Raw genomic sequence first — 15,929 nt, forward strand, 5'->3', positions numbered from 1 at the left:
AGCATGACCGATTTCGTGGCCCTTCTCGGCACCAAAGGCGGCCCCGCAATCCGGACCGGGTCACCGATGCCGACTTCCTCACTTCTTTCGCTGGGCGGGCAACGCATCGTGGTCGATGCGGGCCTTGGCGTCACCCGGGGGCTCTGTGATCAGGGAATGGCGCTGAAGGACATCGCCACGATCTTCATCACCCATCTGCATTCCGACCATTACCTCGAACTCGGCCCGCTCCTTCACACCGCATGGACCGCTGGCCTGAAAACCCCCGTCCGCATCTGGGGGCCATCGGGCCTTGCCACCTATTTCAAGGGCTTCTTCCTGTCGATGCAGGAAGACATCGACACGCGGATCGAAGACGAAGGCCGCCCCGATCTGCGCGACCTGATCTCCTGCCACATCATCCGTGCAGGGCAGCCCATCACCGAAGGCGCGATCACAGTCACGGCCCAAGCCTCCATCCACCCACCCCTGACCGAAAGCTGGTCGCTCTCCTTCAAGGGCGCGGGCCGTCATGTGGTCTTCTCGGGCGACACCGCCCATAACCCCGCCCTCGTCCCTTTCGCCAAAGGGGCCGACCTCCTGATCCACGAAGTCATGCTCGCCGAGGGGCTTCAGGCCCTTCAGGCGCGCATCGGCAATGGCGACGACCGCCTTATGACGCACTGGCTACGCGCCCATACGCTGGCCAGCGATGCCGCCCGCATCGCGGCCGAGGCAGGCGTCGCGGCACTCGCGCTCCATCACCTTATCCCCTCCGACGATCCTGCTTTCGGCCCGGATGACTGGCACCGCGCCTGCGCACCCCATTGGCAGGGGCCGCTCCATGTCGGGCGCGACGGGCTGCGCATCGACTTGCCGCCACAGGGATGACAAGTCCGCCCGCCCGTGGCAGGGTCACCGCACCCCGCCACGCGACAGGACCATGACCAACACCCCTTTCCCCGGCCCGCAGATCCCGACCCTTGTCCAGCACGTTCTGGCGCGTATCGATCTTGGCCAATTGAACCCCGGCGATCTTCTGGACGAGGCAGAGCTTGCCGAAACCTATGGCGTCTCGCGCACCCCCGTCCGCGAAGCGATCCTTTATCTCGAAGCGCTCGGTCTGGTCCGCCGCCTGCCGCGCAAAGGCTCCACCATCTTTCGCCCAACGCTGGAAGAATTCCTCGCCATCCTCGAAGTGCATGCCAAGCTGGAAGGTCAGGCCGCAGGCCTCGCCGCCCGCCGCCTGTCGCGCCAAGGCGCCGCCGATCTTGAGGCAGCGGTGCGCGCCTGCGAAGCTCATGCCAAGACCAGCCCCGACAGCGACCCCGACGGCTATTACCAGCACAACCTGCGCTTCCACGAATGCGTGGCCATTGCCTCGGGCAATGGCGTCCTTCTGGAAAGCCTCAAGACAAATGCGCGCAAACTGCTGGCCTATTACCGCGCGCGCTATCGCTTTGCCGGATCGATCACGCAATCGGCCAAGGAACACCGCGCCATCGCCGAACGCATCACCGACCGCGATTCCGCCGGGGCCGAAGCCGCGATGCAGACCCATGTGCAATTCGATCAGGTCACCGCAATGGACCTGATCGCCGCTCTTTCCTAGGTCGTCCGCCCCGCAGTAGCCTGCTCAAAGAACCGCGCGATCCATTCCGCAAAGCGCGGGCCTTCAATCCCCCGCTGCAAGGCCACGCGCCCCGCCACCCCCACATCCGCCGGGAAATGCGGCGCGAATTCCTCCACCAAGGCCGCCGCGAAATCCGGCGTCATCTCGGGGTGGTGCTGCGTGGCGAAAACCCTGTCGCCCATCCGATAGGCGGCCACCGCGCAGCCCTCCGATCGCCCGATCACCTCGGCCCCTTCTGGCAAGTCCACCACCTGCTCGCCATGCGCGGCGGCCAGACGGATGCGCCCCGCCCCCTCCATCCACGGCGCGGGGGCGAAAATCTCCGTCTCTGCCGCGCCCAGAACAAAGGGGCCGGGATTATGTCCCACCGTCCCGCCCAAGGCCTGCGCGATGGCCTGATGCCCGAAACAGGCCCCCACCATCGGCACGCCCTGCCCATAGGCCGCACGGATCACCCCCATCAACCGATGCACCCAAGGCAGATCATCCCGAACCGAGGCTGGGCTTCCCCCGATCAAAACCCCGTCAAACCCTTCCAAATCCTCAGGAAATTCGCCCTTCGGCAGATCAAAGGCCGTCACCTGCCACGCGGGCCGGACGCCGGCGATCAATCGGCGGAACTTCTCGGCATCCCGCGGGTGACGTGCCGCGAAATCGGACTCGTCGGTATTCGTCACCAGCAGGGCGATATGCATCAAGATTTTCCTTTACATATTTATAAGCCCCATCATTATGCAAAAAACCCTATTCGGCAAGGAGGCATAAATGACGGTCTGGACGCCCAACGATGACGGCCATGCCGATCTGACCAGCCATGACACCTTCCTGAGCGGCCCACCCCATAACACCTTCGCCCGCCTGCGCCGCGACGATCCTGCCCATTGGACGGAATGGGATCAGGGCGAACCTTTCTGGTCCATCACCCGCCACGCCGATATTCACGCGCTGAACGGCAAGCCCGACCTCCTGTCCTCTGCCCGCGGAATCAGGATGGAGGATCAGAGCTACGAGGAATACCTCGCCCGCCGCACCTTTCAGGAAACCGACCCGCCCGAACACATGATGACGCGGGTCAAAGTGGCCAAGGCCTTTTCCAAACCCGTGGTGGCAGGCTTCGAAGACGCGATCCGCGACCTTTGCACCGACATCCTCGATCAGGCGCTGGCCAAAGGCACCTTCGACGCCACAAAGGATATCGCCCGCGAATTGCCCATGCGCATGCTGGGCCGCATCGTGGGCCTGCCGGATGCAGACCTGCCATGGCTTGTCGAAAAGGGCGATGCCCTCATCGCCAACACCGACCCCGATTTCACCGATCACGTGCTGGACAAACTCACGACAGACGAATTCCGCATGATGCCCTTCAACTCGCCCGCCGGGGCCGAGCTTTTCGTCTACGCCAAGGACCTGATGGCCAATAAGGCTGCGGCGGGCGATACCTCCGGCGTCCTGCATCTGATCCTGCAACCGGGGCCGGACGGATCAGTCCTGCCAGAAAACGAGTTTCGGAATTTCTTCTGCCTGATCGTTGCCGCGGGCAATGACACCACCCGCTATTCCATCGCCGCAGGCATTCAGGCCCTTGCCCATCAACCCGAACTTCTGCCGCTGATCCAATCCGGCGCGGTCGATGATACCATGGCGGATGAGATCATCCGCTGGGCCTCACCCACCTCCTATTTCCGACGCACCGCGACACGCGACTTCGAATTGCACGGCAAACAGATCAAGGCAGGCGACAAGGTGCTTTACTGGTTTGCCTCTGCCAACCGCGACGAAGAGGCCTTCGACACCCCCTTCCGCGTCGACCTTGCCCGCAACCCGAACCGCCACCTCGCCTTCGGCCAAGGTGGCCCCCATCTCTGCCTCGGCATGTGGCTCGCGCGGCTTGAGGTGCGGGTGCTGTTTCAGGAACTCGCCAAACGCATCAAATCCATCGAACCGGCAGGGGAACAGAAATTCCTCCGCTCCAACTTCGTGGCCGGGCTGAAATCGCTGCCCGTTCATGTGACACTGCAATAATCAAAAGAACAAAGAAAAGGGAGTGACACCATGGCAGACCGTCTCAGGGCCATGTTCTGCGACCATCTCAGCCTGATGCGCGGCAAATACCTGCCCGCCTCCAAGATGAAATCCGATGGCACACGCCTCGCCCGCCCCACATTTTCCGTGCATTGGGACAAGGACCTGATCCTTGACGCGCCCCATACCAAATGCCGCGAAGGTATCCCCGATATGGAATTCCGCTGGGACGGGGCCGAAATCCGCGACGGCTGGGAACCGAATACCAAGGTCGTCACCGGCGATCTTTACGACAGCGACGGCTCCCCCATCCCCCTCTGCCCACGCGGCGCGCTGAAACGCGCGGTGGCCGATTGGCAGCGCCACGGGTTGACCCCCAAAGTGGGGATCGAACTCGAAGCCTTCGCTTTTGAGATTGCCGAGGATGGCAGCCTCTCCCCCCTCCATGCCCCTGGCGGCTATGTCTACGGCACCGGCCCCTTCGCCGATCCTGCCGGTTTCACCGATGCAATCTGGAACCGCGCCGAAGAGGCAGGCTTCCGCCTTGAACTCATCACCGCCGAATATGACACGCCGCAATATGAATTCACGCTCGCCTATGACGAGGCCGTGAAGGCCGTGGATGAAATGGTCCTCTTCCGCCAAATGGCGCGCGAAGTCGCCCTTGAACACGGCATCCTCCTGACCTTCCTGCCGAAACCCATCCTCGACAAGGGCGGATCGGGCCTGCATTTCAACCTCTCCTTTGCCGATGCCGCAGGCGCGAACGCCCTGATGACCGGCCCCAAAGGCGGCCCCGCCCATATGAACGATCTCGCGCGCGGCTGCGTCGCGGGCTGGATGCGGCATCACAAAGGGCTGGCGGGCCTCCTTGCTCCCACAGTCGGCTCCTACCTGCGCCTGCAACCCGCCTCCATGTCGGGCTATTGGTGCAACTGGGGCGGCGACCATCGCGGCGTCACCGTCCGCGTGTCGGAAGAAGGCGGGGCCAAGACCCGGCTCGAACACCGCATGGCCGATGCCTCCTGCAACCCCTACACCGCGCTGGCCGCCCTCCTCCAAGCCGCGCGTCTGGGGGTCGACCAGGCCTATCCCTTGCCCGATGCCGAAGCGGGCGATTGCTTCGACCGTATCGATGCAGGCCACGGCACCGCAGGCTCTCTGTCCGAGGCGATGGATGATCTCGAGGCCGACACCGCCCTTGGCGATGCCTTGGGCCGCGCGATCACCGACCACCACATCTTCATGAAACGGATCGAGGTGGACAAGACGGCCGGTCTCGAAGGCGCGGCACTGCGCGACTATTATATCTGGTATATCTAAGGGGGCGCCGATGCAGGCAACATGGAAACTGCCCAACGGTCAGGCGATCACACTCGACGTGGCCGAAGGCACGAACCTCATGCAGGCCGCCGTGGCGCGCGGCATCCCCGGCGTGGTGGGCGAATGCGGCGGGTCGCTGTCCTGCGCGACCTGTCATGTCGTGGTCGCCCCTGATTGGGCCGACCGCGCGGGTCCCCCCGGCGCTTTCGAGGAAGACATGCTCGACATCACCGAAGCCGAACGCCAACCCAGCTCGCGCCTCTCCTGCCAGATCAGGATGTCGGCCGATCTCGACGGGATCGTCGTCTCGGTCCCCGCCCCCTGATCGAACGGCAGCCGCATCGCCAGTCAAAACGGGCACCTCTTCCCGCCCCTTCATCTTGGCGAAAAATACTCTGCGGGGGTCCGGGGGTGCAAACCCCCCGGTCCCGTCGGCGGCCACCGGGCCCGCCCCCCAAAGACGGGTGCCCGGATCACGACGCCTTCAACACCCCCCGCGCGATCTGATCCTGTTCGATGCTTTCGAACAGCGCGCGGAAATTGCCCTCGCCGAACCCGTCATCGCCTTTCCGCTGGATGAATTCGAAAAAGATCGGCCCGATCACGGTCTTCGAAAAGATCTGCAACAGGATGCGCGTCTCGCCGCCATCCACCACGCCCTCGCCATCGATCAGGATGCCATGCCGCGCCATACGCTCCAGCGGCTCTTCATGGCCAGCGACCCGCGTCTTCGAGAGGTCATAATAGGCCATCGGGGGCTTCGGCATGAAGACCAGCCCGCGCTCTGCAATCGCATCGGTCGCGGCATAGATGTCATCACAGCCCACCGCGATATGCTGGATGCCCTCGCCCCGATAGCGCTTCAGATACTCGACGATCTGCCCCGTCTCCCCCCGATCCTCATTGATCGGGATACGGATCCGCCCGCAGGGAGAGGTCAGCGCACGGCTGTAAAGCCCGGTATATTTCCCCTCGATGTCGAAAAACCGGATCTGGCGAAAATGGAACAGGCGGCTGTAGAAGTCGAACCAGCGGTCCATGTTGCCCTTAAAGACATTATGGGTCAGGTGATCCAGATAATGGAACCCAACTCCCGTGGGCTTGGGCGGCGCAATAAAATCGAACGCCGCCGCATAGGGGTTGACCCCCGGACCATAGGCATCGGTGAAATAGATCAGCGACCCGCCAATCCCCACAATGGCAGGCCAATCCAGCGTCCGGTCGGACCCCATGTAAGGCTCGGCTCCGTTTTTCACTGCATGGTCAAAGGCATGGCGCGCATTCACAACCCGCCACGCCATCGCCGGCGCGCAAGGCCCATGTTCCTCGACAAAGCGCCGGGCATGGCTGCCCACCTCATCCGTCAGGAGATAAGTGATATCCCCTTGCTGCCACAGCTCCACCGCTTTCGTCCGATGCCGCGCCACCAGCGTGAAGCCCATCCGTTGAAACAGCGCGCGCGCCTCCTCAGGCCGGGGATGGGCGAATTCCACGAATTCGAACCCATCCGTCCCCGCCGGGTTCTGCACACTGATCACGGCCCGCGGCGCCTCATGTGGAAAGGGTCCCATCACATCCTCCTCGAAATGCTGTGCCTTCCCCATAGGTTTCCCACGGATCGCAACAGAGTTGCGCGCATTCTTTCGCTTGTTCTTGTGCAGATACGCAGGCATCCTGCGTAAATTCTATTATTCACGCGAAAAATGCGCATGCTTGATTCAACCGACCGCCGCCTGATCGCAGAATTGCAACGCCGGGCGGATGCCACTGCGCAGGACCTTGGCGATCTTCTCCACCTTTCCGCCAGCCAAGCCGCCCGCCGCCGCGCCCGACTTGAATCCGAAGGCCTCATCAAAGGCTACACGGCCCGGCTTGACCCGGCCAAACTCGGGCTCAGCGTGCAGGCCTTCGTGCAGGTGCAGATGGCCGCCCATAATGCCGACAATGCCGCAAGCTTCGTCCGCCTCGTCACGACTCTGCCCGAAGTGGTGGGCTGCTGGACCCTGACCGGTGAGGCCGACTACCTCCTCCGCGTCTGGGTCACCGATCTTCCTGCCCTGAACGCCCTCATCCACCACCGCCTCCTGCCCCACCCCGCCGTCTCTCGCGTGCAAAGCCAGATCGTCATGGATCAACCCAAGGCCGACAGCGGCCTACCCGTTTGACCGCCCGTTGGCTTCGGGTGAACCGCAGCGCAAACGACCCAAGCCAACACTGAAAAAACAAAAGACCGAACCGAAATTGGTACAGTCCCCCCGATCGCCGAAGGCTCGCGCTCACCGGGTCTTAAAGAAAAGCTAATGGAACTTTGGGGCCGCTTGGAAGCCATCGAAGCAGAACTTGACCGCCTGCCCCGACACCGATGCGGCTCACCCCGGTCCTTTCGGAACAGGATCAGCGCCGCGTGACTGAACATGCGATCACTCTGGTTGATCCGCCGATTTCCCAACCCGCCCGGGAGGTCGAGCGCTGTTTGATCGTGCGTGTCCCAGTGGGCCAGGAGGACGGCCAAGCGGTTGTTGCCTTGGACGGCACGCTCACAGCCCTCGTGGGGCTGGCCCAGAATGCCAAAAGCCCCGCTGTTGCGGGGCCTTATGAGAGTTTCCTTGATTTGGCTGCAGGGGCACGCCTTCGCCGTAATCCATGCGCGTTGGGTGCCGACATTTGATAACCAGATTGAAGAAACGGGCGGAGTGCGGACACTCGATCGCGCCGGAAAGGTACTGATTACCGACGTTGACCTGTATCAACGTGATATCCGAGACTGACATTTATGATAGCATCATCGGCTGAAAGCGGGGCTTTCCGTGAACCAACGTGATGCGGTCATCGAAGCGCGCGGTCTCACCAAGACCTATCAAAACGGTCCAACACTGATTCATGCCCTCCGCGGGGTAGACTTCACCGCGCGTCGCGGAGAGCTTCTGGTGATACTCGGACAGTCGGGATCGGGGAAATCCACCTTCCTCAACATCCTCGGCGGCATCGACCGGCCCAGTTCCGGCGAAGTCATCTTCCAGGGGCAGAATATCGCGGTGCTCGGCGATCACGCCCTGACACGCTATCGGCGCGACCATGTGGGTTTCGTCTTCCAGTTCTATAACCTCGTTCCCAGCCTGACCGCGCTTGAGAATGTCGCACTGGTGACAGAGATCGCAGCCAATCCCATTCGTCCCGAAGAGGCGTTGGAAATCGTCGGGCTTTCCGCCCGAAGCGGCCATTTCCCGGCGCAGCTTTCCGGCGGCGAGCAGCAGCGGGTCGCCATCGCCCGTGCCATCGCCAAGCGTCCTGAACTTCTGTTCTGCGACGAACCGACAGGCGCGCTGGATAGCGCGACGGGCATCCTCGTCCTCGAGGCGCTGGAACAGGCCAACCGCAGCACGGGGGCCACGACTCTGATCATCACTCACAACGCTGCCATTCAGCAGATCGCGGACCGCACCTTGCGATTTGCCGATGGCCGGATCGTCGACGAGGTGACAAACACCGAGCGCAAACGCCCGGATCAAGTGTCATGGTGATCCCTCCCCTCCGCCGCAAGGCCCTGCGCGATCTGCGGCGGTTGTGGGCGCAGGCGCTGGCCATCGCTTTGGTGCTTGCGGCTGGGGTCGCGACGCTGATCCTCGGCAGCGGGGCGCAGCGGGCGCTGACCGACACGCGCGACCGCTATTACGGCGAATACCGTTTCGCCGACCTTACGACCGATGTGGTCCGCGCGCCGCTGTCACTGGTCAACGACATCCGCGCCATCGACGGCGTGCTTCAGGCAGAGCCGCGCATCGTCAAGCCGGGACGACCGGACATTGAGGGGATGGCAGAACCGGCCACGGTCCTGCTGGTGACGGTGCCGCAGGCAGACGGGCTGAACCGGCTGCACCTGCGCATGGGACGGCTGCCCGAACCGGGCACGGCGGACGAGGCTGTGGTGTCTCAGGATTTTGCCACGGCACATGGGCTGCGACAGGGGTCGCACCTCGCCGTCGTGATGAACGGCAAGCGCCGTGTCCTATCGATCACCGGGATCGCCCTGTCGCCGGAATTCATCTACGCGATCGGTCCCGGCGAGATGATGCCCGACCCACGCCGCTTCGGCGTCATATGGTTGCCCCGTGACACATTGGAACAGGCCTTTGATCTTGGGGGCGCGTTCTCCAACCTTGTCCTCCGGTTGGTTCCAGGCGCCCCGGAAACACGCGTCATCGAGGAACTGGATCGCCTGACCGCTGCCTATGGCGGCGGTGGGGCCACCGGGCGGGCGGAACAGACATCGCACGCCTTCCTCAATGCCGAACTGGAGCAACTGGGGGCGATGGTGCAGGTCCTGCCGCCCATCTTCCTGCTCGTGGCGGCGATGCTCATGCACATGACCCTCTCGCGCCTCATCGCGCTGGAGCGAGAGCAGATCGGCCTTTTGAAAGCGATAGGTTACAGGTCGTCGCAGATCGCGCAGCATTATCTGGAATTTGTGGTGCTAATCGCCTGCTGCGGCATCGTGCTGGGCTTCGCAGCCGGGGCTTGGTTGGGCGCGGGTCTGGCGCAGCTTTACGCGCGCTTCTTCTCATTCCCGTTCCTCCATTTCGGGACGGACCTGCGGATCTACGGTCTGGCCGCCATCGTCACCCTGACGGCCGCGATGGCAGGAGCGCTGCAATCGTTGCGCGGGGTGCTATCGCTGACGCCAGCCGTAGCGATGGCCCCGCCCGCACCCGCCGATTTCCGCCACGCCGCCTGGGGGGTACTGGCGCTGGCGCCCCTCCACCAGACCGGGCGGATGGTGGCGCGCCACCTGCTCCACTGGCCCTTCCGCACGGCGTCCAGCATCCTCGGGATGACCATGGCGGTGGCGATCCTCGTGGCATCGCTCTGGTCCTTCGGGTCCATCGACCACATGATCCGGGTGACCTTCAACCTTGCTGAACGGCAGGATGTGAAGATCGTCTTCGCCGCCCCCGAACCCATGCACGCGCTTGCCGACATACGGCACATGCCCGGCGTCCTCGTGGCAGAGCCCTTCCGTCTCGTCCCCGCCCGCCTGACCAACGGAAACAGGTCCAAGCGCCTTGCCATCGAAGGCCGCCCCGCCGATGCAAGGCTGTCACGTAGCCTCTCCCCCGACCTGAAACCGATGCCAGTGCCGGAACATGGCCTCATCATCAGCGAAGCGCTGGCAGCCGCCCTCGCGCTGCGTCCCGGCGATCTGGTGCAGGTGGATTTCCTTGCGGGGCGCCGTGCGAGCGTTGCCATACCGGTCAGCGGCATTTCCGTAGGATATGTCGGCCTCGGCGCGGCGATGGAAATCGCTGCCCTCGGACGCGTGACCGGAGAGGGCCTGCTCGTCACGGGCGCCAACATCCAACTGGACGAGGCGGCGCAAAAGGCGTTCCTTGCCGCCGCCAGCGCCGCACCCGCGACGGGGTTCCTAAACGTCACCGACCTGACGGTGTCGCGCTTCCGCGACACGCTGGCCGAGAACATCACCTTGATGATCACCGTCTACGTCACCCTTGCAGCTATCATCGCGCTTGGCGTGGTCTACAACTTCTCGCGCATCGCCCTGTCGGAACAGGGGCGCGAGTTGGCCAGCTTGCGCGTCATGGGCTTCACCCGCACCGAGGCGGCATCTGTCATCCTCTTCGAACTTGCCGTCGTCGTACTGCTTGCCCAACCGTTCGGCTGGCTGATCGGCCACGGGATAGGGTTGGCGATGGTGGCGGCCTTCTCTTCTGACCTCTACCGCGTTCCTTTCGTTATGGGGCGCGAGGTCTATGCCACGGCCAGCCTGATCGTCATTGCCGCCGCCATCCTTTCGGCCCTTGTGATCAAGGGCCGGATAGACCGCCTCGACCTTATCGCTGTCCTGAAGACAAGGGAATGACCATGCGCCGCATCCTCGCCGCTGCCACCCTCGCCGTCTGCGCCCTGCTGCTCGTCTGGGTGTTCCGTCCCGCTCCCGTCCCGGTGGAGACGGCAAAGGTCAGTCGGGGCGATCTGGCCGTTGACGTCGAGGCGGAAGGGGAGGCCCGGATCCGAGAGGTAATCGTCATTTCAGCGCCCATCCTCGGGCTTCTGCATCGCATCACCCTCCATCCCGGCGATGCCGTCGTCGCGGGGCAAGTCGTCGCGGAAATCGGCCCCGTGCCCCCTGCCCTCATGGACGCGCGGACCCGTGCCATGGCCGAGGCGGGTGCGGCCGCTGCGGCGGCGGCTGTCGAACTGGCCCAAAGCCAGCTCATGCAGGCCGAAACGACGCTTGCCTTTGCCCGGATCGAGGCTGATCGCGCCTTAACGCTCTTTGACCGCGCCGCCCTGTCGCAACGCCTGCTGGACGAGACGATCCTTGCGGAACGGACTGCGGAGGCCAGCGTCGTAAGCGCCCGCGCCAGCCTTGCGGTACGCGAGAAAGAGAGACTTAGCGCCGATGCGGCCGTGAACGGTGCCACTTCCGGCGGCCGCGACTGCTGCACGGATGTCGTGGCCCCCGTGTCGGGCAGCGTCCTGCGCGTGCTGACCGAGGACGAGCAGGTGGTCCCGGCCTCGATCCCAATCATGGAGATCGGCGATCTGGGCGACATGGAGATCATAGTGCATGTCCTGTCGCAGGATGCCGTGGACATTGCCGCTGGATACGAGGCGGCGATTACGGGCTGGGGCGGGCCAGACCTCGCCGCGCGGGTGATCCGGGTGGACCCCAGCGCCACGACCCGCATCTCTGCGCTCGGGATCGAGGAACAGCGCGTCGAGGTCCGTCTGGCCCTCGCCGAGGCACCGCCCCCGACGCTCGGACATGGTTTCCGCGCCACGGCACGCATCACAGTGCGGACTGTTGAGGACGCGCTGCGTGTCCCGGTCGGGGCACTGTTCCGGGTCGGTGGGGACTGGGCGGTCTATGAGGTGGCGAACGGCAAGGCCGCGCTCACCCGCGTGACAATAGGCCTTCGCAACGATGAACATGCAGAGGTGATGGACGGATTGTCGGAAGGCACGCTGGTCATCCTCTATCCTTCGGACAACGTGGCGGACGGGACGGCTGTGGCTCCCTAGTCCCGCGCGGGCACAAGCCCGCCAGTGACCGGGATAGGAAGGGCCATGTCCAAGCCGACCACGGCCCTCGCGACAATCCTGAACCGCCGCGATTGGGTCACGTTTCCCGTTTTGGCACTGTTCGGCTACCCGTCAGAACAAGGTTGATGGACAAACTTCTCGACCAAAGAGAAGATTTCGAAACGTTCCGCCCTGAGACGCGCGTCGATATCTCTGTCCTCCTTGGTGATCCTCCTATCGCGTGGTCAAGGACGTGGTGGGACCTCATGGAATGGGATCTCATTCGATAGCGCGTCGACAGGATCAACAGGCCGCGGAAAATGTCAGAAGGGCCGTTCTTGCAGGGCGATGGGCCTTCCTCGGAGACGCAGTCGCCGCACTCGCAAACCTCTGCTTCGGCCCCCATAGCCGACGTTCCATCAGGACACCGCGCGGTCTCTCTTTCGCGTTTGTAAAATGACAAGTTCGGCCGAGGCTGTATGGAAACTGGCCGATGTGGTAGACTTCCGCAGGTCATGCGGAGGCGGGCATCACCACAACCGTGCCGCAGCGGCCCGCGACCTCGGACCATGCGGCCAAGGGGATTTATGTGCAGGCGGACCTTATCTATGACGCCGAACGGGCTGTCTATGGCTGCCCGGCAGGCGAAGACCTGACCGGCCGGTGGCCGTCAGGTTCTCCTCCAAGAGGCACGGTGAACGTGCTGTGCGCTCATGGCGAACCTAATCTCCGGAAATGCTCCGATCTCCCGCGCCCTGGATATCGCCACCACGTTTCCACACAGCCTCGGCAGAAAAGGTCGCTTGAACCCGAGATTTCGTTTCTCGCGGCTTTCCTTATACCGGCCGGTCGAAGGTAGAGTTACGCCCCCTGCATGCGTCCCGCGCTGATCACCGATCGCGCCTGGGCTGACGATGCTTCGGCACTCCTTTGTCCACGCTCCTTGGCATCGATGATCGAAAGGCAGTGGGTTAAACTACAGGATCGAAGGGTTATGCGCCTGAAACCCGAATGGCCCCGACGTGCGGTTGTCGATCATCGGCAGAATATGTTCAGGAAGATCAGGATCATCCGGGGCCAAAAGTCCAACCCGGCGTAGGTTGGCAATCAGGTTCGCGCGGGGGGGCGTGCGCTCCAGATAGGTGCGCACAGCGCAGGGCACATGATCACGATTGGCCGAGACGCCGACCTTCACCCCATGCAGCACCCGCCAGCGAAAGCTGTAGTCGGGGTAAAGCACTGTCTGCGTCACCTCAATTCCGGCGCCGGTCTCGTAGTCGTTCATGAACACCCGGTCGCCGGTCATAAGGGCAAGGCCTTGATAACGGAAATGTCGAGTAACGACGGCCTTGGGATCGCCGATGCGTTCAAGGCGCCTATAGAAGAGATGCTCTCCCTCAGGCGCGAAACTCACAAGCGAACGGATGACCATGCCCGGCGTGGACATCGACCAGTAATATTCGAAAAAGCTTCCCGAAAGCTGAAAGATGCGGGGGTCATTGCGCGCGAGAATTCGGTCGAAATGCATCCGCAAGACGCGTGAAAAGTTGTCGGACGACAGGCCGCGCAACTTCACGATGGTCGCAAAATCGGGCGGTGGCAGCCGGACCTCATATTCCTCCACGCCGAAGTAATCGCAAATTCGCCGTAAAAGCGCGGTGCGTGGAGAGGAGGTTCCCGCCAGGTAGCGGTTCAGTTGACTGCGGTTCAATCCGAGATCCCGGGCCACCGTCGAGATGGACGGTCGATAGCTGCACAGCAGGCGCAAATTTGTAGATAGATCTGACATGATACTATTTGGCCCTGTTTTAGCATCGGAATGCATCAAAGTGTAACGGTTTGCGAAATTGTCAAGCGACACGACCTGGCGCCAGTCTGTTGGCCAAGGGGCATCAGACCCCAACCTTCGGGGATGTGCTTCATGGACAGGACTGCCCGCGTCGCGCCGCGCCGCGCCACCATTGGGATCGTCGCGGGCTCGGGCCCCGAAGCGGGAATTGACCTTTGGGCCAAGATCCTACGCCGCAATGCTGCCGTTCTGGGTCCGGCTTTCCGCGGCGATCTTGATGCGCCGCGCGTGGTCGTGTTGTCCGAACCACAGCTTGGGCTGTCGATGGACCTTGCGAACAATGAAGGCCCGGTATGGGAAGCGATGCAAAGCACAGCCACCCGCATTGCGGCGCAGTCGGACGCATGGGCGATTGCCTGTAATACGTTGAACTGGTTCGCACCCCGCATTGCGAGCCTTGGGTTGACGGCGGATTTCGTCAGCTTCCCCGGTGTGGTCGCCGATTGGATTCCAAGTTCTGGAATTCATCGACTTGGTCTTCTGGGTGCCGCACCTGTAACCGAAATGGGCGCATGGTCGGCCTATCGAGACCTTGCCGGCCTGGTCGAAATCGAAACGCCCGCCGACCTGGGCGCGTTGCAGGATCTGATCTATGACGTGAAACGGCTTGGCTCGGCAGATCCGGGCCTGCGCCCGCGCTTTGCCCGGATTGTCGAGGCGATGCAGGCCGATACTCTTCTGCTGGCCTGCACCGAACTGCCGCTGATTGCCGATTTCCCCACCTCGAAGACGCTCGTCGATGTGACCGATCTGGTCGCCGACGCGCTTGTCGCGCGCTCCCTTGCGGGAGGGGACCGCGCCACCATGACCCCCGCCCAACAGGAGAACGACGCATGAAGAAACTGCTTTTGACAGCAGGCGCCCTTGCGCTTGCAGCGGGCGCCGCAAACGCCCAAGTCGCCTGCCCGATCAAGATCGGTGCCACTGCTCCCTTGTCTGCCCCCGGTGCCGTCACCGGCGGAGAGGCGATGCGGGATGCCATGACGATTGCCGAAGCTGACATCAACGCAGCCGGGGGTGTGTTGGGTTGTGAAGTCCAGGTCGTGGTGGCCGATGACGAAGGGCTGCCCGAACGCGGCCGCGCCGTGATGGAACGCCTGATCACCCAAGATGGTGTTGTGGCCGTGGGCGGGGGGTATCACTCATCTGTCGGTCTGGCGAACATGGAAGTGGCCGATGCTGCCGGCATTCCGGTGGTCTATGCCGAGACATGGAACGACGGGATCACTGGTGCAGGACGCAAGCATATCTTCCGCATTGCCCCCTTGTCGTCCGAAGTCGCCGCGATCTTTTCCAGCTTTGCCGCCACGGTGCCCGGGGTGAAAAAGGTGGTGATGGTCGCCGAAAACACCGACTACGGCCTGCCCGCGTCCGAGCAGACCAAGGCAGGGCTGGACAAAGCGGGCATCGCCTCGTCGGTCTTCACCGTCGATATCGGCACGCAGGATTTTTCCGGGATCATCGAGCGGATCAAGGCCGAAGACCCGGACATGATCATCCAGTTGCTCACGGGGGAGGCCAGCTACAACTTTACCCAGCAATCCGCCGAGGCCGGTATCGGCCCGCAGGATCTGCCCACCACCTGCGATCAGGCCGCGCTTGAATCCGGCGCTTTCTGGCAGAACGTGCCTGATGGCAACCTGTGCTTTGTCAATGCCGTTGGCCTGCCACGCGCATTGTACAACGACAAGACCAATGCCTTTGTCGCGGCCTATACCGCCAAGACTGGCAAATCGGCGGCCGAATCCTATGCGATGGAAGCCTACGACTCGATCATGATCCTTGCAGAGGCCATGAAGATCGCCGGGTCCACAGACGGCGACGCCATCGTCACCGCGTTGGAGAACATCACCTATCAAGGCGTTCTGGGCGAGATCACGTTCCCCTACAATTCCGCCAACCCGCCCTCCACCGCCGGTGTTGCCGACTATTTCTGGCACCAGTTCCCAAACCCTGCTGTGACCATGGTGCAATATCAGGCAGCCGGACAACTGGCCGCGGACGCGCCCAATGTCTTCCCTCCGGCCTACAAGACGGGCGAGCCGATCTGGCCAGCCTCTGTTCAGCAGTAAGAGGGGTATT

The 15,929-nt window shown here is 63.1% G+C and carries 15 protein-coding genes and 1 pseudogene; 13 read left to right on the plus strand and 3 right to left on the minus strand.

The window, feature by feature from the left end:
* Window positions 1-3 precede the first annotated feature (3 nt).
* On the plus strand, window positions 4-870 hold the full coding sequence (locus QF092_RS05740; RefSeq protein WP_281468476.1) for an MBL fold metallo-hydrolase: 867 nt from the start codon (window positions 4-6) through the stop codon (window positions 868-870).
* A 52-nt stretch (window positions 871-922) separates the two neighbouring features.
* Window positions 923-1,591, plus strand: coding sequence for a GntR family transcriptional regulator (locus tag QF092_RS05745; protein WP_281468477.1), 669 nt, complete (start codon window positions 923-925; stop codon window positions 1,589-1,591).
* On the opposite strand, the gene QF092_RS05750 is transcribed toward QF092_RS05745, so the two are convergent.
* Window positions 1,588-2,307 (minus strand): type 1 glutamine amidotransferase, encoded by a 720-nt coding sequence (locus QF092_RS05750; protein ID WP_281468479.1) that lies wholly within the window; start codon window positions 2,305-2,307, stop codon window positions 1,588-1,590. The genes QF092_RS05745 and QF092_RS05750 overlap by 4 nt on opposite strands.
* Window positions 2,308-2,377: 70 nt before the next feature.
* On the opposite strand from QF092_RS05750, the gene QF092_RS05755 reads away from it, so the two are divergent.
* The 3 genes from QF092_RS05755 to QF092_RS05765 are packed head-to-tail and all read left to right on the plus strand — an operon-like array spanning window position 2,378 to window position 5,282.
* Window positions 2,378-3,634, plus strand: a complete 1,257-nt coding sequence (locus QF092_RS05755) for a cytochrome P450 (RefSeq protein WP_281468481.1) — start codon at window positions 2,378-2,380, stop codon at window positions 3,632-3,634.
* A gap of 30 nt (window positions 3,635-3,664) precedes the next feature.
* A complete protein-coding gene (locus QF092_RS05760; RefSeq protein ID WP_281468483.1) occupies window positions 3,665-4,957 on the plus strand; it encodes a type I glutamate--ammonia ligase in 1,293 nt (430 codons plus the stop codon).
* Between the two features lie 10 nt (window positions 4,958-4,967).
* Window positions 4,968-5,282 carry a 2Fe-2S iron-sulfur cluster-binding protein gene (locus QF092_RS05765; protein WP_281468486.1) on the plus strand — a complete coding sequence of 105 codons (315 nt, stop codon included), beginning with the start codon at window positions 4,968-4,970 and terminating at the stop codon, window positions 5,280-5,282.
* A 148-nt stretch (window positions 5,283-5,430) separates the two neighbouring features.
* Here the strand turns inward: QF092_RS05765 and hppD are convergent, their stop codons facing one another.
* Window positions 5,431-6,528: a 4-hydroxyphenylpyruvate dioxygenase gene (gene hppD, locus QF092_RS05770; protein WP_281468488.1), complete on the minus strand. Its 1,098-nt coding sequence runs from the start codon at window positions 6,526-6,528 to the stop codon at window positions 5,431-5,433.
* A gap of 138 nt (window positions 6,529-6,666) precedes the next feature.
* On the opposite strand from hppD, the gene QF092_RS05775 reads away from it, so the two are divergent.
* The 6 genes and pseudogenes from QF092_RS05775 to QF092_RS05800 all read left to right on the plus strand — a co-directional run.
* Entirely contained in the window at window positions 6,667-7,122 is a 456-nt protein-coding gene (locus tag QF092_RS05775; RefSeq protein WP_281468490.1) for an Lrp/AsnC family transcriptional regulator, read from the plus strand.
* 197 nt (window positions 7,123-7,319) lie between these two features.
* Window positions 7,320-7,625 (plus strand): hypothetical protein, encoded by a 306-nt coding sequence (locus tag QF092_RS05780; RefSeq protein WP_281468491.1) that lies wholly within the window; start codon window positions 7,320-7,322, stop codon window positions 7,623-7,625.
* A gap of 139 nt (window positions 7,626-7,764) precedes the next feature.
* Window positions 7,765-8,478, plus strand: coding sequence for an ABC transporter ATP-binding protein (locus QF092_RS05785; protein ID WP_281468493.1), 714 nt, complete (start codon window positions 7,765-7,767; stop codon window positions 8,476-8,478).
* Window positions 8,472-10,832: an ABC transporter permease gene (locus tag QF092_RS05790; protein WP_281468495.1), complete on the plus strand. Its 2,361-nt coding sequence runs from the start codon at window positions 8,472-8,474 to the stop codon at window positions 10,830-10,832. The genes QF092_RS05785 and QF092_RS05790 overlap by 7 nt, the downstream gene beginning before the upstream one ends.
* Window positions 10,829-11,998 carry an efflux RND transporter periplasmic adaptor subunit gene (locus QF092_RS05795; protein WP_281468496.1) on the plus strand — a complete coding sequence of 390 codons (1,170 nt, stop codon included), beginning with the start codon at window positions 10,829-10,831 and terminating at the stop codon, window positions 11,996-11,998. Before QF092_RS05790 ends, QF092_RS05795 begins: the two co-directional genes overlap by 4 nt.
* Window positions 11,999-12,518: 520 nt before the next feature.
* Window positions 12,519-12,665, plus strand: a pseudogene (locus QF092_RS05800) (IS5/IS1182 family transposase); the annotation flags it as partial.
* A 309-nt stretch (window positions 12,666-12,974) separates the two neighbouring features.
* Here the strand turns inward: QF092_RS05800 and QF092_RS05805 are convergent.
* Window positions 12,975-13,859: a helix-turn-helix domain-containing protein gene (locus tag QF092_RS05805; RefSeq protein ID WP_281468498.1), complete on the minus strand. Its 885-nt coding sequence runs from the start codon at window positions 13,857-13,859 to the stop codon at window positions 12,975-12,977.
* 60 nt (window positions 13,860-13,919) lie between these two features.
* Between QF092_RS05805 and QF092_RS05810 the strand changes: the two genes are divergently transcribed.
* Both QF092_RS05810 and QF092_RS05815 read left to right on the plus strand, forming a co-directional pair.
* Entirely contained in the window at window positions 13,920-14,684 is a 765-nt protein-coding gene (locus QF092_RS05810; RefSeq protein WP_281468500.1) for an aspartate/glutamate racemase family protein, read from the plus strand.
* Window positions 14,681-15,919, plus strand: coding sequence for an ABC transporter substrate-binding protein (locus QF092_RS05815; RefSeq protein WP_281468502.1), 1,239 nt, complete (start codon window positions 14,681-14,683; stop codon window positions 15,917-15,919). Before QF092_RS05810 ends, QF092_RS05815 begins: the two co-directional genes overlap by 4 nt.
* Window positions 15,920-15,929: the final 10 nt, after the last annotated feature.

Origin of the sequence: Fuscovulum ytuae (assembly GCF_029953595.1) — a bacterium.
GTDB classification, from domain to species: domain Bacteria; phylum Pseudomonadota; class Alphaproteobacteria; order Rhodobacterales; family Rhodobacteraceae; genus Paragemmobacter; species Paragemmobacter ytuae.